This is a genomic window from Desulfuromonas sp., assembly GCA_002869615.1.
Taxonomy (GTDB): domain Bacteria; phylum Desulfobacterota; class Desulfuromonadia; order Desulfuromonadales; family UBA2294; genus BM707.
This window is the reverse complement of the sequence record PKUH01000106.1, coordinates 1-21,685: the sequence shown is the minus strand read 5'-3', so window position 1 is coordinate 21,685 and position 21,685 is coordinate 1. Positions and strand designations below refer to the sequence as shown.

Here is a 21,685-nt window from a genome sequence, read left to right as displayed (position 1 = left end):
TTCAATTCAGTAGCGCCAGCATCCAGGCAGCTGCAACAATTGCCGGAGTGATAATGGCCAGTGCCAGATTTCGCCCGTCCGTCAACTTTCCCTTGTTTCTCAGATAAAGCCCGGCACCGATGCCGAGCAGCGCTCCGGCCAGAAAGCCGAACAGGTGCGCACCAACATCGGTGCGACTGTCCGTCCCGGTGCCGAGGAGACCAAGCAGCACCGCGGCCGCGGCCAAGGGCAACAGCCATTGACGTATCAAATGGCGTGGTGAAAGGGTCGAGCTGATGGCGCCGGCAATTCCGATCGCCCCGAAGATGGCGGTTGACGCACCGACCGCATTGTGTGTGCCCGACTGGAAAAAAGCATTGAGCAGATTCCCGAGAGCCCCTGAGCCGAGGATCAGGAACCACCCCATGCCCGAACCGGTTATCTCACAAAGCCGTACAACGAAATATCCACCTATCAGGATGTTTCCCATCAGGTGCTGACCGTCAGCATGCAGGGTTAGCGCTGTGATGATCCGCCACCACTCTCCGGTAAAAATCAAGCTGCTGTTGGCGCTGCCGAGATTGAGCCAGTCGATCGGATTGTAACCAAACCCTGAAATGTGAAAATAGGTCAGGTTATGAAAAATGCCGAGCAGCAACAGGATGGATATCGATGCGATCCTGTTTTCTGTTGTCGGCAGTGGTTTGACCGGGGGTGTGTTATCGGGGTTTTCTCTTCGGTAAAGACTGATTTCATGCACAGCGATTGCGCTGTACTGTTCAGGGATTAAGATTTCATGCGGTTTTCTTTCCGGGATTGTTCGGTATGGGATGCCGCGGGCGGCAAGGACAAGGCTCCAGGTCCGCAGGGTTGCCGGAGTCGGGTTCTCTGGGTGTGGAATAAGTCTGGTGAGTGGCACCCAGCCTGGATCGTTATGTTCGCTTTCTGTCATTTTTATGTCCGGAATAGAATGATACTGTTCCCGGACAGTCTACGCGAACAGATGCTGAAAATCAGGAAAAATCTGTTCAATCAGAATGGACTATGGCTGAAATGGCGTTTGGTTGCATCCTGTAATTTACTGACCGCATGAAAGGATTCCTTGAGCAGATCCTGTTCGGTTTTGCTCAGATCGTTCGGGTTGATGAAGTGTGATGATGGTTCTCCGGTTTCGAGCAAGGCGATTTCGTGCCTGAGACGCAGATAGTTAAGGGCTTCGTAAGACGCCCGGAGATGTTCTGCCGTGTCAGCCGCGAAAACGTTTCTTTCGACGAGTGCCTCCAGTCGCTTGAGGGTCGAAATTTCCTGGAGACCTTCCTCGAGGGCGAACATTCTGATGCAATCGGTCAGGAAGACTGTCCCGCCGAGTTTGAGGGAGAGCATGTTTTTGTGCGGGCCACTCTTTTCGACGACAAAGCGACCGAGTAATCCGATCGGAGTTTTGTGCCGGATGTCGAGCGCCATCATCTGATACAGCAACTGCGGATTATCGGCAATGATCTGATTCAAGCTTTCACGCAGGTCATGAACAAGTTCAACGTCGCCGAACAGCGGCGCAAAATCGAAAAAGATCGAGGAGTTGCGGATATGGACCGGCTCCGGATCGAATGCCCACTGTCCGATTCTCTCCTCCCAGTCACTGACCCGACCGCGCCAGGCAGGATTGTTGGCCATGACTTTTCCGCTACAGAGGTCATAGCCGATAGCGCTCAGGGCATTAACAATTTTTTCAGCCAGTGGGATGAAAAACCGATCAACCTCGGGTTGTTGTTTGTCCGGGAAGTTTTCGAAGATGAAACCGTTGTCCTGGTCGGGGTTTAAAAGCATTTCGCGTCGACCGCCGCTGCCCATAATCAGAAAGCAGTATCGTATATTCGGTGCTGGTCCCGATTCACTGGTTTGCAGGTTGAGGCAGATTTCAAAAGCGCGTCGGATGATACCGTGATGAATGTACGAAAGAATCTCCATCGCTTCCGGGGTGCTGCGGGTTTCCGATAAGAGTGACCGCGCAACCTTGATGATCTCTTTCCTGGTCGATCGCAGACCGTCAATTGTCGTCTGCTCACGAATTGTCCCAAGCAGCATCATCGCCTTCTGGCTACGGTAGCGCATCAGCTCATGCAATGAAACCATGCCGACGGCCTTGCCGTCGGTGATGACCGGAAGATGTTTTATGTTATGACCAATCATGTAGGCCATTGCCTCATACATGTAGGTGCCGGGCGGCAGGCTGTATGGCTGTGCGGTCATTATTTGTTGCGCGGTAATCGAATTACAGTCGATGTTGCCGGGGGCGACAACTTTGCGGACAATGTCATTTTCTGTGATGATTCCGAGCGCATCGCCATTTTCATCGGTCACGATGACTGCTGTTTCATTGCTCTCGGTCATCTCTCGGGCAACCTTTTGGGCGCTGGCATCGGGCCGGCATGAGGTTGCCGGAGTTGACATGATTTCGGAGAGTCTCTTCTTGAAAGGGAAAGCCTCCATCTGGGTGACGGAAGCGGTCGTATGTTCGGAGACGATATCTGTGTAAAGTTTGCGAACCCGTGACAGGACGATACGGGTGAAATAACTACTGAAGAGAGGAAAGTTGCCTTCGGCTTTTTTCAGAACGTCTTCCGGGACGAGATAACAGATGGTGTCACTCGCCGTTCGGGCACTGGCCGAGTAAGGCTGGCCGGTGAAAACCGGAGTGCCTCCGAAAAAAGCGCCATTTTCCCGATAGTCGACAACCATATCGACCCCACCCGGGGTCAGGACGGAAATTTCGACCAGACCTTCTTTGATAATGTAGAGGTAGCCGGTCGGCGGCTGTTCTTCACGACAAACCCATGAGTCGGCCGGGAAGGTCTTTTCAACGACTGAATCGGTGATTTCCTGAAGAATATCTTCGGGCAGGCTTGAGAAAGGCTCGGTGTCTCTAAGATGTCTGATCAGGCCCATTTTGATTTATTCTAAGTCGGCGCTAAAGTGCAAAATTCTTGATATCGCACAATATCATCTATTTGATTTTCAGTAAATATCTATCTGTTGGCTCTGGTCGTGACTGCTCCGGTTCAGCTCCAGATCTGCAGGATTTAGTTGGGCAGAAACTGTCAGGCAGGCCAATGGGGGCTACACAGCCAAAAGAAGTCGAATATTGTTCTTCTTGCCATTTAGTGTCCCTGAACGTAAAGACCTCACAGGTGATAAAGCCGGTTGTCAAAACAAAAACCGAGTTCATTGCATCTTCGGAAATCATCTGAACAAACTGTCCCCTGCGCTGTGCATGTCAGCGATCATCACCCTCTTTGTCATCATTTGTCAACAGCGAGTAGTCAGCTGATTCGTCGGGTTATGTAGGAACTATGAAAGCCGAGCTTTGAGGAAATAATGTTTCCGGTTTCTCTGAGATTTGGCAAAAGTTCCGCTTCGATTTTTTCCGATGTTATTCTGAAATCAGGACCGACCAGGCAGAGGCAGCCACTTAATTCCCCGTCAGTTGCAAAAAGGGGGACTGCAAGACAGCAGATGCCGTCACCGAGGCCGCCGGTTTCACAGGCATAGCCATTCTGGTTGATCCGGTTGAGCCGGGATTTCATTTCGGGAGTTGCCTCGGCCGGTGCTGCCATCGGCCGGTTAGCCATAATGACCTGGCCCGGTGCCGTGGTTGGCTGGGGGAATCGCTTGCCGATAAGGGGAACAATCTTGACCTGTTGAGATGTGTCGACCATGTCGAGAAAAAGAATTTCATCGCCGCGCGGAACGGCAATATAGACAGCTTCATCAAACTTGCGGGCTAGGCGTTCCATAACCGGATGAGCGTGTTTGATCAGGCCCATTCTTGAAATCAGCTTTTGGCCGATTTCATAAGCCGAAAGTCCGAGTCGGTATTTACCGGAATCCTTCTTTCTTTCGACGTAGCCTCTGCTTTCAAACGTGGCGAGGAGTCTGAATACACTTGTTTTGTTCATCTTGAGCTTTTCGCTCAGGCGGGAAATGCGTACTTCGTCATCCTCTTCACAGAGGGCTTCGAGGACATCCAGGGCGTTCTCGACAGATTGAATAGAATAGGAGCCCTTGTTCCGAGATGGCAAAATCCACTCATTTGGGGGGCAAGCCGTTTCCGGCATAATAAAAACATTGCATACAAGAACTGATGTAGTGATGAAAATAATACACTGTTTTATTATTGTCAATGTTATTTTAATATTTGTTTTTATAAACTTGAAATAAACGTAAATAAAAAGAAATTCAGTGATTATTGATTTCTTAATGATAAATTAAGGATACAACAGATTGGTTTATTTTATGACTCAACACGACAGTTTTTACGGTTTTTAATGTTTTGTTAGACTGGTGTTTTATAAATATGAAGACATTTTATCCGGATCAGGAATGTTTATCGGCGATGAGTTGGTTGATAACAGGCCAGTCTGCTTCAAGGATGTCGTATTCGGCAAGTTTGTCCAGCAATACGAAGCGATGTTCTGCGACGTCCCGGTTTTCAATTTTGTCGGAAAGAGGGTGGCAATCATAGAACAGAAGCAGGACCGCGCCCCAGTCATAAATGTGGTGAACAACCTGGTAGATTTTGCCGATCCTTGCCGGCAGATTCAGCTCCTCCAGCAACTCCCGCTGCAACCCGTCCTCGGGGGATTCATTCGGGCCCAGTTTACCGCCCGGAAACTCCCATTTGCCGGCATCGCGCTTGCCAGCCGGCCGCCGCGTCAGTAGGATTTGGCCCTCTTTGCGGATGACCGCGGCAGTGACAATCAGTGGATGCGCCATATATTCTCCTTTCTGATGGATCCACATTATAGACATACCAACCAGAGGGAAAGAGTTTTCGTGACTCATGCCCCGTAATTATGTTAAAAAATCCGAAAATATTTCCAGGGTGTTTTATGACAAATTTGAGTGACAAGGGACGGGGTATTCGCGATATGTTTCAGACGATTGCCCCGCAGTATGATTTTCTCAACCGGCTGATTTCTCTCGGAATCGATCGTTACTGGCGATCCTTTGCCGTTGGCCAGCTGGAGATACCGGAGGGTGGGAAAGTCCTTGATATCGCGACCGGGACCGGTGATGTCGCCTTGAAAATTGCGTCGACAACGCCCCGTACGGTGACAATTGTCGGTGAGGACTTTACGCAGGGGATGCTGGTCCTTGGCCGGGAAAAAATCGAACGATCCCTCTACGCGGACAGGATATCCCTTGTTAACGCACCCTGTGAGTCGATCCCGCATCCGGACAACACTTTTTCCGGGATTACGATAGCCTTCGGTATCCGTAATGTTGTTGATCGCAACCAAGGATTACGCGAGATGCGCCGGGTTCTGAAGCCGGGAGGGCGGGCTGTTATTCTCGAATTTTCAAATCCCCGTAATCGTTTCTTCAAATTTATCTATCAATTTTATTTTCGGCGGCTCCTGCCCTTGATCGGAGGGGTTTTTTCCAGGCGTAGCGCCTATCAATACCTGCCGGACTCGGTCCTCGAATTTCCGCCGCAGGAAGAATTCTGCGCAATGATGCAGTCGGCCGGATTTGCCGATACTCAATACTATGACCTGACATTCGGCATCGTCTCCGTTTATGTCGGCACCAAATGATTTGAATAATCGGTTTCCCGTGCGCGCCCGGGCGCATTTTTTTCAGCGTAAAAACTGATATAGTTGCAGGCAGGAAAAGAGGAGGATTAATCATGCGAGAAGCGATTCTTGTTGTCGATATGCTGAATGACTTTGTTCTCTCGGGTGCGCCGCTTGAGGTCCCACACAACCGTGAAATACTCCCGGCTCTGGCAGACCGGGTTGAGCAGGCCCGCCAACAGGGGACACCGGTTGTTTATGTGTGTGATGCCCATGCCGAAGACGATTCAGAATTCGAAAAGATGGGTTGGCCGCCGCATGCCGTTGCCGGGACCCGGGGTGCCGAAATTGTCAGTGAACTGGCCCCGCAGGAAGGCGATCGCATCGTCAGAAAAAAAACCTATTCGGCATTTTATCAGACCGAGCTTGAAGAGGTCCTCAAGGAAATTGGTGCCGAAGCTTTGATTATTACCGGCTGCGTTTCAAATATCTGTATCATGTCGGCTGTCGCCGATGCGGCCTTGCGCGGTTACCGGGTCACGGTCCCGGTCGATTCGGTCGCGTCGATTAACAAAGATGATGGCGAGTTCGCGTTCCGCCAGATGGCATCGGTATACGGTGCGGTCGTCGAACGATAGCCGCTTAATTGATTGCCTCGTTGACGTCGGAAATAATTTTGACCGGCAGGGTAAAAAGCCTTCGGAAAAGTCCAATAACCTGTTTCGATGCCGACTCGATCGGAATGGGAGTGACATTGGGGTCGTCTCCCGGTCCGCTCAACTTGAAGTGAGCTGTAACCAATGCCTTCTTTTCGCCGGTCAATATCCACCCGGCAAGCGTAATCTTGGTGAGCAGCCGGTCAATGGTTCGTAACGGCATAATACCGAGTTCCAGATCGACCTCGTTTGCGATCAGATCCTGCGTACCGGTCATTGTCATATTCATGACATCACCTTGCATCGATATGTTTTCGGATGCCAGAATCCCATTCTTCAATATGGTATTGCCCTGCAGTTTGTCGAAGGGGACACCACGCTCTTTTCCCGATGAAGTGAAAATCGGATAAACATTAAACAGGGTCAGGGCATTGCTCAACCCGCGCAGTTTTTTTAATACGCCGTCCCGGACAGTGAAATCAAAGGCGCCGAAGGAGGAGGGCAGAAAAACCTCTTTAAGATTGCCGGCTGTCCCCTCGAGGTAAAAGTCTCCCCACAGTCGCCCGGTGATAATCCCTTTCCTTTGCAGCAGTTGTTGGTAGACCGCAAGCGCGTCGAAGTTTTCGAGATGTCCGGAAATCTTCATGAGCGGTGGCTGGTTGTCCCGGTACTTGACGAGCACTTGGCCGATCCCGGTGCCGGGGCCAGATTTAAACTCGATCGGATTGATAATCAGAGTGCGATCACGATAGCTGATATGGCCGGTGCTTTCCTCGAATGGCAGGTTGGCTATTTCACCAGCTGCGGTGTGGATATCTATTTCCAGGCTACCTTGCTGTTTTCTCTGCTTCTGTTTGAATTGTTGAGGGTTATCGGCAAGCCAGAGGCTGATCACTTCATCGATATTTCCGTATCGCCCTTCAATCGTCAGCTTGGTGTTGGCGGCCGGCAGGTTGCTTACAGTCCCGTTTATCGTGACATTTGTACCTCGATCCATGCGTAGATAAATCGGCCCGAGATAGATTGCATTTTCGGTGATGCTGAGTCGGGAATCGACGTCACGCAGATACGCTTTGTCTGAACGGAAGATCAACTCGTCGGCCCGGATTGAATCCCCCCTGATAATCATGTTGACCTTGGCAGTATTCAAATCCGGAATTTCAAGGCCGAGTTGAATCGGAGATTGGCCAAGCTGGGCACTTAGCCCTTCGCCCCTGATTTCAGGCCAGTCGAGCCTGATTTTACCGTTAAGCCTTGTCAGGTCGGCGATCGGGCCGGCAATCTGCAACGATGCTTCATTCAGGATGATTTTTCCTGAAAGATCGGAGGGTGATGCGGTGCTGCCGGTCCATTCGATATCGCCAGACATTTTGCCGCCGGGTTGGATTGCCGAGATAGCCGGTGATATCAGGAAAAGGTCGCTGAGCGAAAATTCGGGCATTGTTGCCCGGAGCGAATATTCCCGGTCGCCGGTCGTCTCGTAATGGCCCTGGAAGATAATCTTGATTGAAGGCAGCGCCAGGAGATTGTCCTTCAAATTCCATGTATTGCCGGAATATACAGCATCGAGGTGCAGAACCGCCTTAAGGCCTTTTTCGGGAAAAACAGCATGAGAGTCTTTTGCCCGGATCCGGTTTTGTAGAGTCATGTTCCATTGGCCGGTCAGGTTCAGTTTTTCAAGAGCTGCGCCCGGACTGGCAATATCGAATCCGGCGTCGCTTGAGACCTGGATATCGCCGCTATTGAAATGCAGGTGTTTCAGGCTGATCTTTTGATTCTTCCAGCCGAGATCGAAATTGATGTCGGTCACTATGGTGCGCCCGAGAATGAGTTCTCCCTGCAACAGCTCGATCTCGAGATTCTGAACCGCATTGGCCCGACCGACGCCGTTCATCAATGTTGAGAGTTTAGCGTTGATGTCGAGTCGATTCAGTCGGACGGTGCCGGATCTTGCCTGCAGGGCGCTATCCGCCGGCAAAAAATGGTTCAGCATGGTCAGAGGGAGATGTGGCGCCGAAATTTCAGTCGTCAGCACCGGGTCTTTTTGTGCCAGATCGATTTGGCCGTCGCCGTAGAAATGGGTTGAGTCGAATAAGAGATCTATCCCCGCAAACTTATGGAGTTGATCTGTCTTCTGCCAATTGCCTTCGATGCCGATTTGTTTTGCCGAAATTACTTCATTTCTACCGGGCAATCTGATTCCGAGGTCACGGCCGCTCAACGCTATGTTGAAGTTGAGCCCTTCGGCCGGTGAGCCGGAAAAGCGGGTCGTGATGTCAGTGCGGCCTTCAATTCTGAAGCGGGAAGAGAGATGCTGGTACCGGTTTGACAAAACATCCGATGCAAAGTCGTTGATGTTCATGTCAAGATCAAAGGTCGCGTGGTTCCAAAAAGGTTTTGATTCTCCGGCCCTGATATTGCCGCTCAATTTCAATGGTGACCGGATGTCGTTGCAGTTTATATCAGCGGTGATCTCGACTTTTCCAGATTCCTGCAGGCTGAGGTCATCGACGACCATTCGCAACTGCTCGAGGGCAACCACAAAGGGCGTCTCAGAACGGCTATAGTCTTCAATCCTGAAGTGACCATCATGGATTCTGATTGATCGGACGAGGGTATCAGTCCAGAGCGTCTGTTCAAGGTCCGGTATTCCGGTAGCCTTGTTAGAGTTGCCGGTTAGCTTTTGGCCTACCTTGAGAGTGATGTCAGGCTTTTCAAAAAGGATTTCTGAAAATCTGAAGTCGCCTCTTAATAGCGGCAGGACATCAAGTCGAAAAAAAATATGCTCTGCCGTCAGGTAAAGCGGACCCTGCTTGGTGCCGATCAGAATATCATCGAAGGCAAATGATGGTCCGTGCTTGATCGAGAAATGGGCTTTTCCGAGGTTGGCGGGTTGGGAAAGCTGCGTGCTGATGGAATCAGAGATCTGCGCCCGGAAGTTGTTCAGGTCAAACTCCGAAATAAAAATACTGACTATTGTTGTTGCCGCAATGATCAGAACAAGAGTGATCGTGACAATAAGTCGGCGAAGAGAGAATTTCATGCAGCTTGTTCCGCTTCTATCCTGTATTAGCTCCTGGCTTTATTTCTCCAGTCGCGCAGGTGCTATGAAATGAAGTTTTGCTTTAATTAAATGATATGCTTTCACTGGCTAAAAGTCCAGAATTCTTGGAGGGATGATCACTCATCCCGGGCCTGTCATTAATAAAGAAAGGTCGTCAAGGCCGAGCGTTTGAAGTGTCTCCAAAAGGGCAGGTGGTAGCGGGTCGTAAAGGGTCATCTGCTCACCCGAAAACGGGTTTGTAAGTTCAATGTAATGGCAATGCAGGAAAAGCCTTTCCATGTTGCCGGTCGCTGGCCCGCTATAGCGGTTATCGCCGGCGATCGGATACCCGCGGTCGGCGAGATGTTTCCGGATCTGGTGTTGTCTTCCGGTGCGGAGTTCAAGCTCGAGCAGGTCAAAACCGGAGAGCGTATCAAGAATTCGGAACCGGGTTTCCGCGTATTTGATTTTTCCTTTGCTGGCAATGCCTCCGGAGAAGAGACCTCCCTGTGGCAGGCCGCTTTTGACCAGGGCCAAATACTTTTTCTTAATACCGTTCTCCTGCATAAGACGCCCGAGAGTGGCGATCGCCTGTTGCCCCTTGCCGAAAATGACCGGACCGGAGGTCGGCACATCAAGGCGATGAATCGCCGCAATCTTGAATTTCTGACCTTTCATTTTTGTTCGACTGACGACTTGTGACACCAGGTTGTCGTGTTCATGGCCCTGGCTGCTGTGGGTTGCCAGGCCGGCCGGTTTGTGTACGATCAGCACCTCTTCTGATTCATAGAGGATGGTCAGTGGTTGTACACTCCTCTCAATCAGGTCAAGAAGCCTTTGACTCTGCGGCAGGGTAATGCAATCTCCGGCTACCAGAAGCTGTTCGGGCGTCGAACGCGACCCGTTCAAGTTGATTTTCCCGGTTCTGATCAGTTGTCGAAGATAAGATACCGGTGCGTGTGCAATCTGCTGCTGCAGGTATGTGAGAAGTGTGCTGTTTGCCTCGTTGTTTTTTACCTTTTTTTCGATCATGACAAGTCGAGCATACCCTCACTTGCCACGGCCGGCAAGATTAGTCTGTTTTGTGACATATATCCTTTACATGGTCTGGTCCGCTTGATAATATGGCGCGCTGACATTCTGGCCAATACAACCGTGGGTTCCCTGCCGATTTTCAATGAAGATTAAACGTCTTGACATAGTTGGTTTCAAGTCCTTCGTCGATAAGACCTCTTTCGAATTTTCTGAGGGCATTATCGGTGTGGTTGGACAGAACGGTTGCGGCAAAAGCAATATCGTCGACGCGATCCGTTGGTCGATGGGCGAACAGAGCGCCAAACAACTGCGTGGCCGTTCGATGGAAGATGTCATTTTCGGCGGGAGTGAGACCCGCAAACCACTCGGCATGGCCGAGGTTTCGATCGCATTCTCCAATGATGAGGGCCTGGCTCCGGCGGCCTATCGTGAATACGCGGAAATTGTTGTTACCAGGCGACTCTACCGTAATGGAGACAGTGAGTACCTGATCAACAAGACGCCCTGTCGACTCCTCGATATTACCGAACTGTTTATGGATACCGGTGTCGGCACCAAGGCTTACTCGATCATCGAGCAGGGCAAGATCGGCATGGTTCTCAATGCCAAGCCAGAGGAGCGGCGCTTTCTCATTGAAGAGGCGGCCGGTGTTACCAAGTTCAAGGCCCGCAAGAAATCAGCATTACGCAAGATCGACGCAACCCGGCACAATCTCGAACGACTCAACGACATTATCAGCGAAGTTCGCCGTCAGACCAACAGCCTGAAGCGCCAGGCCAAAAAAGCGGAGCGATTCCGGACTTTGCGTGACGAGCTGCGTGGCATTGAAACGGCTATCGCGCACGATCGCTATCGCGAACTGCTTGACGGCATCGGTGACAAAACTTCACTCGAGCGTCAGCATCAGAACATGGTCGAGGAAAAAGCCGCGCGGCTTGCCGAGCAGGAAGCTTCCCTCGAAAAGCTCAAACTTGATCAGTCGGTGCGCGAACGTGAGGTCAGTCAGGAGCAGGAGCGGATGTACAGTATATCGTCATCAATCCAGGGGATTGAGGCGAAAATAGATAGTAATAATAATGAGTCCGACCTGATTGCGCGACAGAAAGAAGAGTACGTTGCCGAGTCGAAAGAGGCAACCGAACGGCTTCAATCTCTGGCCGGGGAGGAAGAAACCGTACGCAAGAGTCTCGAGTCGTTTCAGCAGGAGCTCAATTGCGAAGGTGACCAGCTCGATAAAGCGGGCCAGGAACTCGCCGGTTTGCAGGCCAAGGAAGAGGCCGCCGCAGCCGAACTCGAAGAGGCGCGTAGCCGGGCCTACAATATTGTTGGCGAGCTGACCAGAATGGCTTCTCAGAAAGAAGAGGCGGAGCGCCGCCTCAAAACACTGCAACAGCAAACCGACAAAAGCCATACTGAAGCCCTGACCCTTAAAAACGAACATCAGACTGCACAACAGCAGGTCGATGTACTTGAAACCTCTCTGAAAAAAATCAGGGGTGATCGTCAGTCGATGCTGCAACGCAAATCTGAACTTGAAAAGAGTATCGAGACCTTTGAACAGCAGACCGATGACAACGAAAATCGTTTACTGGTCAAACGTGAAGAACTGAACCGTCATCGGGCGCGCCTCGAATCACTGCAGCAACTTGAAAAAAACCTCGAAGGTTACGGTGGCGGCGTCAAGGCCTTGATGGGTAGCGATGAATACGGCCAGCGGTTCGGTGGCTTTCTGGCCGATGCTATCGAAGTTCCAGCCCGCTACGAAGCGGCTGTCGAAGCAGTTCTCGGCGACCGCCTTCAGGATGTTCTGGCGAAAAGCAGCAATGATGTTTTTGCCGCATTCAGTTTTTTGCGTGAGAACAGGGGGCGGAGCTCTTTTCTGCTCTCCGATTTTCAGGCGGTTAAACCACAGGGTCATCATCCCGGCGAGGCACTTTTTGACCTGATCAAAGTTAAAAACAGCGGTTCAGCCGTTGAGGCATTGCTCTCCGGTGTTCGGCTGGTTGACTCTCTCGCATCCCATCTGGCCGGGAATCTGCCGGCCGGTTGTCTGCTTGTCACCGAGGCCGGTGAGACCCTGTCGTTCCGGGGCGAACTTGCCGGCGGATCGAGTGATGTTCTTGAAGAGGGGTTGCTGCACCAGAAGCGCGAAATCAAGGAGCTTGAACAGCAGGTCGCCGAGTTGCGTCAACAGGTTGAGCAGATGCAGCAGCAGCGTGAACAGCTTCGCGAAGAGTTCAGTGCCGCCAGCAGCGAGCTGCGCGAGGTCAGTGCCGCATTGCATCAGTCTGAATTGCAGACTGTCGACAGTGAACGTGAGCTTGGCGGACGAAAACAGGAAGCGGAGCGCCTGCTCGATCGACTCGAAGTTCTCAGCCTTGAGGAGAATCAGCTCCATGAAGAACATGAAGAGTTGCAGCGTCTGCTTGAGGAGTCGTCGCGCGGCCATGAAGAAAGGGTTCAGGAAAAAACCGAACTCGAAAATTCGGTGTCGCGGTTACAGGAATCAGTTTTCTCCCTGCGGCAGCAGCGGGAAAAAGCGAATGAACGTTTGATGACGCTCAAGGTTGCGGTCTCAACAATGCGCGAGCGCGAAGAGGGCTCGCGCCAGACCTTGCAACGGCTGGAACAGCTACGCAGCGAATTGCAAAACCGGACAGTATCGCTACAGCAGCGTCAGGAGCAGGGTGAGGTTGATCGGAAACGATTGCAGCTTGAGAACGAAGAGTTGAAGGGTAAATTGGCCGAGCTGTTCGAACAGCGTGAAAAGCTGCAGTCCGATGTCGTCAAGTTGCGTGAAGATTTCGATGCCGGGCAGTTGCAGGTTGATGAACGGGAGACCGCCCTCAAGCTGTTGCGCTCGGAAGTGACCCAGTTACGCGAGAGTCTTTCGGGTCTGCAGCTGAAAGGGCGTGAACTGGAACTGGAAGCGGAACATTTGCGCGACAGTATTCTTGAAAAGTATCGGGTTGACCTGCAGATATTCAATCCGACTGAAGGGGATCGCGATCGCGACCGTGAATCGGTTCGCATGGAAGAATTGAAACGTCAACTCGATGCAATGGGTGAAGTGAACCTGACCGCCATAGAAGAGTTTCAGGAGCTCGAGGAGCGATATGAGTTCCTGACGGTTCAGCAGGAGGATCTTCAAAAATCACTGGCCGGATTGCAGGCTGCCATCAGCAAGATCAATCGGACCACCCGGCGCCGTTTCCGCGAAACATTCGATCTGGTCAATACCAAGTTTCAGGAAGTTTTTCCGCGTCTGTTCCGGGGCGGTAAGGCAATACTCAATCTGAGTGACGAAGACGACCTTCTGGAAACCGGAATCGATATCATTGCCCAGCCCCCCGGCAAAAAACTGCAAAACGTAACCCTGCTGTCCGGAGGCGAGAAAGCCCTGACCGCGGTTGCCCTGATTTTCTCGATCTTTATGGTCAAGCCGTCGCCGTTCTGTCTGCTTGACGAGGTCGATGCGCCACTCGACGATGCAAACATCGGGAGGTTTAACGAGATTGTTCGCGAAATGTCTGCAATCTCGCAGTTTATCCTGATAACTCATAACAAGCGTACGATGGAAATTGCTGATACCTTATATGGCGTAACGATGGAAGAACCCGGTGTGTCGAAAACCGTTTCCGTCAAAATTAATGAATATTGAGATGATGAAAAATGTCGTTTAAAGATACACTCTCAGATCTCCTCGAGCGGGTCCCCGGTTCGATTGGAGCAATTCTGGCCGACTGGGAAGGTGAGGCGGTTGACCAGGTTTCGTCGCGGATGGATGAGTTCGAAATGAAAGTTATCGGTGCGCACAAGGGGATTATTCTGGCCAATATGCGCAAGGCAATGCGCGATCTCGACAGTGATGATCTGCAGGAAATTATCGTAACGACCGAAAAGACCCAGACCCTGATAATCCCGATTACCAGCGACTACTATCTTGTTCTGACCTTGCAGAAGGATGCCTCTTTCGGCCGTGCCCAGTTTGAAGCACGTAAAACGGTTCTGGCCCTGCGTGCAGAGATTGCCTGAGGATTGTGAAGCGGTGCGGGTCATGATCTGCATCAGAAAGATTCTTGTATGAACGCCCCCTGGTTGGATCAATTACTGCAGAAAACTCAAAGCCTTCTGGGTGCCATCGGTGTGGCTGAAGCCTCGCGTCCGGTCGGTGCGCTGATCCTTCTTTATGTTTGTGCAACCCTGATCTCTCTGTTGTTCGTATTCGTCGTCTGGCGCATCAGTCGCCGCAAGTCAGGGCTCTCTGTAAATGAAACAACGGCGCCCGAAAAAAGCGGCGAGCCGGTTGTGCAAGAAGAAAAGCGGCCAGACGACTCCATTGCCATCGGCATGGATCCGGAGGCTGAAGCGGTTGTCGCCCCTGAGGTAACGGTTCTGGAACGAATGCGCTCCGGTCTCGGCAAAACCCGGGATTCGCTGGTCGGTCGTCTGGACGGCCTTTTCGGCAGCCAGAGCCGGTTCAGCCCGGAAATGATTGAAGAACTCGAAGAGATTCTGATCACTTCCGATTTCGGGATGCCAACGACGCAGGCTCTGGTTCGGGCCCTGGAAGAGAGATTCTCCGGCAGTGATGCGCCATCGTCAGAGATATATGCCGGGTTAAAGGAAGAGATCAGCCTCCGGCTCAGGCTGGTTGCCGTCCCGGATCGCGAAATTGCGGCGGGTCCGAAGGTTATCATGATGGTCGGCGTCAACGGCGTCGGCAAGACGACGACGATCGGCAAGCTGGCCAGTCGCTACGCCGCTGACGGTAAAAAGGTATTGCTCGGCGCCGGCGATACTTTCCGGGCCGCGGCTGCTGAGCAACTTGAAGTCTGGGCCAGGCGGGCCGGAGTTGATATCGTTCGGCACCAGGAGGGCGGCGATCCGGCGGCAGTCGCCTTTGATGCAGTCAAGGCGGCGATTGCCCGGAAGAGCGATCTTCTGATTATCGATACGGCCGGCCGGCTTCATACCAAGGCCAACCTGATGGAAGAGCTCAAGAAGGTATGCCGTGTGCTCGGGCGCGAACTTGCCGGGGCGCCGCACCAGACTCTTCTGGTTGTTGATGCAACGACCGGTCAGAATGCATTGGCCCAGGCCCGCCTGTTCAAGGAGGCGGTCGATGTCGATGGCATTGTGCTGACCAAACTTGATGGTACGGCCAAGGGCGGAATCGTTGTCGCGATCAGCAATGACCTTAAGATTCCGGTCCGCTATATCGGCATCGGTGAGGCGATCGATGATTTGCGTCCGTTTGATCCCGATCTTTTTGCCGCAGCACTGTTTGACGGCAGTGATGGCGCTTGACTTTAAGTATTAATTTTTCTACAATTTTCCTATATTTGAGGAAAGACTCGTGTCTGATGATATTGTTGCACGTCTGGAAAAGAAAATTGATGAGCTCCTTGCCCGGAAAGCACGTCTGGAGAAGGAGAATGACAGACTCAGCCGGATTCAGCAGGCCTTTCTCGATGAAAGAAAGCACTGTCGCAAAGAGCTCGATTCAATCCTTTCCAAATTGGATCAACTGGGATAGAGGATATTTTGAAACAGGTTGCTGAGGTTACAATTCTGGGTCAGCAATATACTTTCAAAAGCGATACCGACCCCAGGGTCATTGAAAAAGTCGCTGATTTCGTCAATGATCGTATTCAGCAAGTCGTTTCCTCGGGACATACCGCCGATACCTTGAGTGCTGCCGTTCTTGCACTGATGAATGTCGCCGGAGATTATTTGCAACTCAGGGACGGGAACGAAGCGGTCCAGATGCAGGAGCGCCTTGAGGCGCTTCTCGAAAAACTCGCTGAAGCAGTACCGTCCACGGAATGAAAACTGTCTCTGTATGGAGCGTTATATATAGATATCAGCAGTACAATCCACGCTTTTCAGCGTGCTTGAACCGCCACCAGGTACGGTGGTTATTGCATAAAATGTGAGGCTTGAAGAGCCTTCCGGTACGAACGGACTGATAATGGATTCAGCTATCAGAAATATACTCGATTTTGATCAATACTTGATTGTCCTGTGTCAGGATGTTTTTTGATCGAGGTGCAACGTACCGGTTTACCCTAATATCTATAACCTCCCTACAGAGATTCCGGAACTGGAGTCTCTGTCATGCCGAAAAACCTTTTACGGCAAAAACTACTTAAGCAGAGACAGCGAATCGATGGTTCGGATTGTCTGCGGCGCAGTGATGTAATCCAGCAGGCGTTGTTGAATCGACCCGAATATCAGGATGCCGAATTGCTGGCATTGTACGCGCCAATCCGGAATGAGGTTCAGACCTCGGCTCTTTTTTCAGCGGCCCGAAAGGTCGGAAAGAGGGTCTGCTTTCCGCGGGTGCAGGGTGACTCTCTGGAGTTTTTCGAGGTCGACGATTGCTCAGCCTTAAAGCCCGGCTCGTTCGGGATCGCCGAACCACTCGATGGCAAGCCGGTGAGTGTCGCTGCTATCGACCTGATGGTTGTGCCGGGAGTCGGTTTTGATCGGCTCGGTTATCGACTCGGTTACGGACGCGGTTATTATGACCGGCTTGTCAACTCCGGTCGGCCGGCGGTAATGGCCGGTTTGGCCTACGAGATTCAGATCGTTGAAGAATTGCCGAAAGAGGATCACGATGTTCGTCTTGACCTTCTCGTGACTGACAACGGGATTATAAAAATTGAACGCTAACAGATACCTTAAACAGATACGGAGGGAGTATTTACCGTGAAGATAGAAATAGTAATCATGATAGGAATCGCAGCTGCCGGCCTCGGTGCCGTGGTTGGTGCGATATTGCGGAGCAAGCTTGGCAGTACGAAAATAGCCAATGCCGAAAGGGTCGCCGCGGAGATCGTTGGTAATGCCAATCGCGATGCCGAATCGGTGCGTAAGGAAGCTGACATCCTGGCCAAGGATACGGTTTTCAAGGCCAAGTCAGCCTGGGAAGATGAGGTTCGCGAAATGCGCCGTGAGATACAATCTCAGGAAAAGCGGCTGCAGCAGAAAGAAGAGAATCTCGATCGCAAGTCGGAACAACTCGACAGCCGGGACAGCGACCTGTTGCGGCGCGATCAGAGTCTGCGCGACAAGGAGGCGAATCTGACCAGCAAACAACAGGAAGCGGAAGAACTGGTTGCCGAGCAACGCAGCAGGCTGGAGAAGGTCTCCGGCATGAGTTCGGAAGAGGCCAAGAAGATGCTGGTTGAGTCGATGGAAAGCGAAGCACGGCACGATGCCGCCAAGCTGATCAAGCAGATCGAGGAAGAGGCGCATGAGGTTGCCGACAAGAAAGCGAAAAATATTCTCGCGCTCGCAATCCAACGTTACGCCGGTGATTATGTCGCCGAGAAATCAGTCAGTGTTGTGCCGTTGCCGAATGATGAAATGAAAGGCCGGATCATCGGGCGAGAAGGAAGAAATATCAGGGCAATTGAAGCTGCCACGGGGATCGATCTGATCATTGACGATACGCCGGAAGCGGTCATTATCTCAGGCTTCAACCCGGTGCGGCGTGAAGTTGCCCGTCTCTCTCTTGAAAAACTGATTGCCGATGGCCGGATCCATCCGTCGCGGATTGAAGAAGTGGTCAAGAAGTCGGAGCAGGAGGTTGATGAGTCGATACGTGAATCGGGAGAGCAGGCGACTTTCGATGTTGGCGTCCATGGTATCCATCAGGAGATTATGAAACTGGTCGGCCGGCTCCGTTACCGGACCTCTTACGGACAGAACGTGCTGCAGCATTCTCTGGAAGTGTCGTTTCTGTGCGGTATCATGGCCTCCGAACTCGGGATTGATGTCAAGATGGCGCGCCGGGCCGGTCTGTTGCATGATATCGGCAAGGCGGTCGATCACGAGATTGAAGGGTCGCATGCGGTCATCGGTGCAGATCTTGCGCGCAAGTATGGAGAAGCTCCTGAAATTATCCATGCCCTGGCCGCGCATCATGAAGATGAAAAGCCGGAAACGATTCTGGCCGTACTGGTACAGGCTGCCGATGCTCTCTCCGGCGCCCGGCCAGGGGCCCGTCGTGAAATGCTTGAAACCTATGTAAAGCGTCTTGAGGAACTCGAGAAAATCGGAACCTCGCTACCCGGTTGTAACAGCTGTTTTGCCATTCAGGCCGGCCGGGAGATCAGGGTTATGGTCTCGAGTGACGATGTATCGGATGAGCATGCCCATGTTGTGGCACGCGACATTGCCAAGAAGATCGAACAGGAGATGACCTATCCCGGTCAGATCAAGGTTAATGTCATCCGGGAAACCCGGGCTGTCGAATATGCGAAATAAGGTTCGGGTGTGAAGCTTCTTTTTATTGGAGATATCGTCGGTCGACCCGGGCGCTATGCTCTCAACGAACGGCTCGGGCGGCTGATCGATCGGCACGCTATCGATCTGACGATTGCCAATTGCGAAAATGCTGCCGCCGGCTTCGGGTTGACAGTCGATGTAGCCGAGGAGCTGTTTGGTTACGGCGTTGATGTCATGACCTCCGGCAATCATATCTGGGACAAGCGGGACATTGTCGATTATCTGAATGCCGAGGAGCGGGTTCTGCGGCCGGCAAATTATCCCGGAGAGGTTCCGGGCAGAGGGGGCGGGCAGTTCCGAACCAACACCGGAATCACGGTTGGCGTAATGAACCTCGAAGGCCGGGTATTCATGAATGATCTTGATTGCCCGTTTCAGACCGTTGATCGTCTCATCACCGAGCTTGCCGACAGTGATATCCTGCTTGTTGATATGCATGCCGAAGCGACCAGTGAAAAAATGGCGCTCGGCTGGTACCTGGCCGGTCGGGTTTCTGCCGTTATCGGGACCCATACGCATGTGCAGACCGCAGACGAACGGATTCTGCCTGGCGGCACGGCGTACATTTCTGATGTCGGCATGACCGGGAGTCGTGACGGGGTCATCGGGATGCGGCGGGAGCCAATTATTGAAAAGTTCCTGACCCAGAGACCGGTCCGTTTCGAAGTTGCAAAGAAAGATCCTGCACTCTGTGCGGTTGTCGTCGATATCGATGAATCGAGCGGCAAGGCACGACAGATTGAGCGGGTGATGGAGCTGGTCAGCTGAACCTTTAATCTGCGTGGCTGTATATTCACGGCAGGCCCAAACTGGACTGAACTGTAGGTGTTGGAAATGAACCTTGTTGAAGAATTGACCTGGCGCGGGATGGTCCACGACATCACCCCCGGCGCGGAAGAACAGCTGCAAAAAGAGATGACCGCGGCTTATGTCGGGATCGACCCGACGGCCGACTCATTACATATCGGTCACCTGGTCAGCGTGATGATGCTTAAGCATCTCCAGATTGCCGGCCATAAACCGATCGCCTTGATTGGTGGGGCGACCGGGATGATCGGCGACCCGTCCGGCAAGTCGGTCGAACGCAATCTGCTCGACGAAAAAACCCTCCGTCATAACGAAGCATGTTTAAAGAAACAGCTGACGAAGTTTCTCGACTTTGATTCGGATGTCGACAATGCGGCCGAGCTGGTCAATAACTACGACTGGATGAAGGATTTCGGCTTTCTCGAGTTCATTCGCGATATCGGCAAGCATATTACCGTTAATTACATGATGGCCAAGGACAGTGTTAAAAAACGTTTGGGCGAAGAAGCCAAGATGGGTCTCTCTTTTACCGAGTTTACCTACCAATTGGTTCAGGCGACCGATTTTTTACATCTTTATCGTGAGAAGAACTGCAAGTTGCAGATGGGGGGCTCCGACCAATGGGGGAATATCACGACCGGGACAGAGCTCATCCGCCGAAAACAAGGGGGTGAAGCCTTTGCCCTGACCTGTCCGCTGATCACCAAGGCGGACGGCGGCAAATTCGGCAAAACCGAAAGCGGCAATGTCTGGCTCGATCCGAAATTGACAACTCCCTACAAGTTCTACCAGTTCTGGCTCAATGTCTCTGACGCCGATGCAGAGAGGTACATTAAGATCTTCACGCTCTTGCCCAGGGATGAGGTGGCCGCACTGGTTAAGGAACAGGAAACCGCACCACACCTGCGGCCGCTGCAGAAGCGCCTGGCCAGAGAGGTGACCTGCATGGTTCACGGCGAGGAGGAGTACGATAAGGCAGTCGAGGCTTCACAGATTCTGTTTGGCAAAGCAACGGCTGAAAGCCTGACACGACTCGACAGAGAGACCTTTCTTTCAGTTTTTGAAGGGGTCCCGACCTATAAGGTCGGCCGGGCCATGCTCGACGCGGGGGTTCCGGTTATTGAACTGCTCGCAGAGGAGACCGATGTGTTCCCGTCAAAAGGCGAATTGCGCCGCACGATAAAAGGGAACGGACTCAGTCTCAACAAGGCCAGGCTGAGCGACCAGGAGTATATAGTCACGGCGGCGGACCTGGTCAACGGGTCATATATTCTGGTCCAGAAGGGCAAGAAGAATTATTTTATCATCGAGGCGGTTTGATTCCTTTCGCGCGTTTTGTTCGGTTGCCGCGGTCCCATCGAAACAAGAACATATTGAGTTGTCTCTGCGTGATGCTGGCCAGGTTTTTTCGGGCTGAATCAGGTGTCTGATGTCGGGATAATTTGTAATTTAAAATAAATTGCATCTGATGGAAAAAACCCTTGACTGTAGTATCTCGTATCAGGTATAAACTCCCCTCGTTGCCGAAAAACATCAGGATTTATTCCGGTGGCAGAGTAGGCTCAAGGCAGGTCAGAAAGTGTCAGCCCAGAAGGGTGAAATTATTTTTAAAAAGCCCTTGACACTGGCAGCGCGAATCGGGTATAAACTCCCCTCGTCGCTGCAAAACACCGACAGAAAACAGGTGTTTGGGCAGACAGAAAAAAAGTTAATAAATTTAAAATAAATTTATTGACAAACAGAACGCACAGAGTTATCTTGTGCGTCTGCGCTGAACGGCAAGAGCGCAGAGAAAAGCACGGAATTACTGGTCTTTGAAAACTGAATAGCAGATGTTTGAGATAGTTTACGCGTTATAGTTAAATCAACTATTGAGTAAAAAATCAGAATCAATTTTTCAGTTTAAACTGGAGAGTTTGATCCTGGCTCAGAACGAACGCTGGCGGCATGCTTAACACATGCAAGTCGAACGAGAAAGTTTCNNNNGAACGCTGGCGGCATGCTTAACACATGCAAGTCGAACGAGAAAGTTTCCTTCGGGAAGCGAGTAGAGTGGCGCACGGGTGAGTAACACGTGGATAATCTGCCCTAGAGTCTGGGATAACCTTCCGAAAGGGGGGCTAATACATGATAAGCCCACGGAGTCTTCGGACTCAGTGGGAAAAGATGACCTCTTCTATGTTATCGCTTTAGGATGAGTCCGCGGCCCATTAGCTAGTTGGTAGGGTAATGGCCTACCAAGGCTACGATGGGTAGCTGGTCTGAGAGGATGATCAGCCACACTGGAACTG

At 51.8% G+C, this 21,685-nt stretch carries 18 protein-coding genes, 1 rRNA gene and 1 other annotated feature; of the genes, 12 read left to right on the top strand and 7 right to left on the bottom strand.

Annotated elements, in window-relative coordinates:
• Position 1: 1 nt before the first annotated feature.
• The 4 genes from C0623_11495 to C0623_11480 form a co-directional block, all read right to left on the bottom strand.
• Complete coding sequence (locus tag C0623_11495) at positions 2-931, bottom strand: rhomboid family intramembrane serine protease (protein ID PLX98628.1); 930 nt, start codon at positions 929-931, stop codon at positions 2-4.
• Between the two features lie 80 nt (positions 932-1,011).
• Positions 1,012-2,925: a cyclic nucleotide-binding protein gene (locus C0623_11490; protein ID PLX98627.1), complete on the bottom strand. Its 1,914-nt coding sequence runs from the start codon at positions 2,923-2,925 to the stop codon at positions 1,012-1,014.
• Between the two features lie 374 nt (positions 2,926-3,299).
• A complete protein-coding gene (locus C0623_11485; protein ID PLX98626.1) occupies positions 3,300-4,094 on the bottom strand; it encodes an IclR family transcriptional regulator in 795 nt (264 codons plus the stop codon).
• Positions 4,095-4,353: 259 nt separating this feature from the next.
• Positions 4,354-4,821, bottom strand: a complete 468-nt coding sequence (locus tag C0623_11480) for a (deoxy)nucleoside triphosphate pyrophosphohydrolase (GenBank protein ID PLX98625.1) — start codon at positions 4,819-4,821, stop codon at positions 4,354-4,356.
• Positions 4,822-4,868: 47 nt separating this feature from the next.
• Between C0623_11480 and C0623_11475 the strand changes: the two genes are divergently transcribed.
• Positions 4,869-5,576, top strand: a complete 708-nt coding sequence (locus C0623_11475; protein PLX98624.1) for a bifunctional demethylmenaquinone methyltransferase/2-methoxy-6-polyprenyl-1,4-benzoquinol methylase UbiE — start codon at positions 4,869-4,871, stop codon at positions 5,574-5,576.
• Positions 5,577-5,668: 92 nt separating this feature from the next.
• Positions 5,669-6,193 carry a nicotinamidase gene (locus C0623_11470; protein ID PLX98623.1) on the top strand — a complete coding sequence of 175 codons (525 nt, stop codon included), beginning with the start codon at positions 5,669-5,671 and terminating at the stop codon, positions 6,191-6,193.
• Positions 6,194-6,197: 4 nt separating this feature from the next.
• Here the strand turns inward: C0623_11470 and C0623_11465 are convergent, their stop codons facing one another.
• Both C0623_11465 and C0623_11460 read right to left on the bottom strand, forming a co-directional pair.
• On the bottom strand, positions 6,198-9,254 hold the full coding sequence (locus C0623_11465; protein ID PLX98622.1) for a hypothetical protein: 3,057 nt from the start codon (positions 9,252-9,254) through the stop codon (positions 6,198-6,200).
• 141 nt (positions 9,255-9,395) lie between these two features.
• Positions 9,396-10,286, bottom strand: a complete 891-nt coding sequence (locus tag C0623_11460) for a hypothetical protein (GenBank protein PLX98621.1) — start codon at positions 10,284-10,286, stop codon at positions 9,396-9,398.
• Between the two features lie 145 nt (positions 10,287-10,431).
• Between C0623_11460 and smc the strand changes: the two genes are divergently transcribed.
• From smc to C0623_11415, 9 genes are all read left to right on the top strand, one after another.
• Positions 10,432-13,950: a chromosome segregation protein SMC gene (gene smc, locus C0623_11455; GenBank protein PLX98620.1), complete on the top strand. Its 3,519-nt coding sequence runs from the start codon at positions 10,432-10,434 to the stop codon at positions 13,948-13,950.
• Positions 13,951-13,961: 11 nt separating this feature from the next.
• A complete protein-coding gene (locus C0623_11450; protein ID PLX98619.1) occupies positions 13,962-14,324 on the top strand; it encodes a GTPase-activating protein in 363 nt (120 codons plus the stop codon).
• Between the two features lie 48 nt (positions 14,325-14,372).
• Entirely contained in the window at positions 14,373-15,599 is a 1,227-nt protein-coding gene (locus C0623_11445) for a signal recognition particle-docking protein FtsY (GenBank protein PLX98618.1), read from the top strand.
• A gap of 49 nt (positions 15,600-15,648) precedes the next feature.
• Entirely contained in the window at positions 15,649-15,828 is a 180-nt protein-coding gene (locus tag C0623_11440; GenBank protein PLX98617.1) for a cell division protein ZapB, read from the top strand.
• Complete coding sequence (locus C0623_11435; protein ID PLX98616.1) at positions 15,777-16,121, top strand: hypothetical protein; 345 nt, start codon at positions 15,777-15,779, stop codon at positions 16,119-16,121. The genes C0623_11440 and C0623_11435 overlap by 52 nt, the downstream gene beginning before the upstream one ends.
• A 288-nt stretch (positions 16,122-16,409) precedes the next feature.
• Complete coding sequence (locus tag C0623_11430) at positions 16,410-16,967, top strand: 5-formyltetrahydrofolate cyclo-ligase (protein ID PLX98615.1); 558 nt, start codon at positions 16,410-16,412, stop codon at positions 16,965-16,967.
• Positions 16,968-17,003: 36 nt separating this feature from the next.
• Positions 17,004-18,566, top strand: coding sequence for a ribonuclease Y (gene rny, locus C0623_11425; GenBank protein ID PLX98614.1), 1,563 nt, complete (start codon positions 17,004-17,006; stop codon positions 18,564-18,566).
• Between the two features lie 9 nt (positions 18,567-18,575).
• Positions 18,576-19,355 (top strand): TIGR00282 family metallophosphoesterase, encoded by a 780-nt coding sequence (locus C0623_11420; protein ID PLX98613.1) that lies wholly within the window; start codon positions 18,576-18,578, stop codon positions 19,353-19,355.
• 66 nt (positions 19,356-19,421) lie between these two features.
• Positions 19,422-20,714, top strand: coding sequence for a tyrosine--tRNA ligase (locus tag C0623_11415; GenBank protein ID PLX98612.1), 1,293 nt, complete (start codon positions 19,422-19,424; stop codon positions 20,712-20,714).
• On the opposite strand, the gene C0623_11410 is transcribed toward C0623_11415, so the two are convergent.
• Positions 20,698-20,928 carry a hypothetical protein gene (locus tag C0623_11410; protein PLX98611.1) on the bottom strand — a complete coding sequence of 77 codons (231 nt, stop codon included), beginning with the start codon at positions 20,926-20,928 and terminating at the stop codon, positions 20,698-20,700. The genes C0623_11415 and C0623_11410 overlap by 17 nt on opposite strands.
• A 367-nt stretch (positions 20,929-21,295) precedes the next feature.
• Positions 21,296-21,376: a sequence feature (possible 16S ribosomal RNA but 16S or 23S rRNA prediction is too short), on the top strand.
• Between the two features lie 4 nt (positions 21,377-21,380).
• Here C0623_11410 and C0623_11405 point away from each other — a divergent pair.
• Positions 21,381-21,685 (top strand): 16S ribosomal RNA (locus tag C0623_11405); the annotation flags it as partial.

Bases quoted from the DNA above. Each gene is read 5' to 3' on its own strand.
- C0623_11485 (PLX98626.1), bottom strand. From the start codon at position 4,094: ATGCCGGAAACGGCTTGCCCCCCAAATGAGTGGATTTTGCCATCTCGG.
- C0623_11445 (PLX98618.1), top strand. From the start codon at position 14,373: ATGAACGCCCCCTGGTTGGATCAATTACTGCAGAAAACTCAAAGCCTT.
- C0623_11465 (PLX98622.1), bottom strand. From the start codon at position 9,254: ATGAAATTCTCTCTTCGCCGACTTATTGTCACGATCACTCTTGTTCTG.
- C0623_11475 (PLX98624.1), top strand. From the start codon at position 4,869: ATGACAAATTTGAGTGACAAGGGACGGGGTATTCGCGATATGTTTCAG.
- C0623_11450 (PLX98619.1), top strand. From the start codon at position 13,962: ATGTCGTTTAAAGATACACTCTCAGATCTCCTCGAGCGGGTCCCCGGT.
- C0623_11480 (PLX98625.1), bottom strand. From the start codon at position 4,821: ATGAGTCACGAAAACTCTTTCCCTCTGGTTGGTATGTCTATAATGTGG.
- C0623_11460 (PLX98621.1), bottom strand. From the start codon at position 10,286: ATGATCGAAAAAAAGGTAAAAAACAACGAGGCAAACAGCACACTTCTC.
- C0623_11430 (PLX98615.1), top strand. From the start codon at position 16,410: ATGCCGAAAAACCTTTTACGGCAAAAACTACTTAAGCAGAGACAGCGA.
- C0623_11415 (PLX98612.1), top strand. From the start codon at position 19,422: ATGAACCTTGTTGAAGAATTGACCTGGCGCGGGATGGTCCACGACATC.
- C0623_11495 (PLX98628.1), bottom strand. From the start codon at position 931: ATGACAGAAAGCGAACATAACGATCCAGGCTGGGTGCCACTCACCAGA.
- C0623_11490 (PLX98627.1), bottom strand. From the start codon at position 2,925: ATGGGCCTGATCAGACATCTTAGAGACACCGAGCCTTTCTCAAGCCTG.
- C0623_11410 (PLX98611.1), bottom strand. From the start codon at position 20,928: ATGTTTTTCGGCAACGAGGGGAGTTTATACCTGATACGAGATACTACA.
- smc (PLX98620.1), top strand. From the start codon at position 10,432: ATGAAGATTAAACGTCTTGACATAGTTGGTTTCAAGTCCTTCGTCGAT.
- C0623_11470 (PLX98623.1), top strand. From the start codon at position 5,669: ATGCGAGAAGCGATTCTTGTTGTCGATATGCTGAATGACTTTGTTCTC.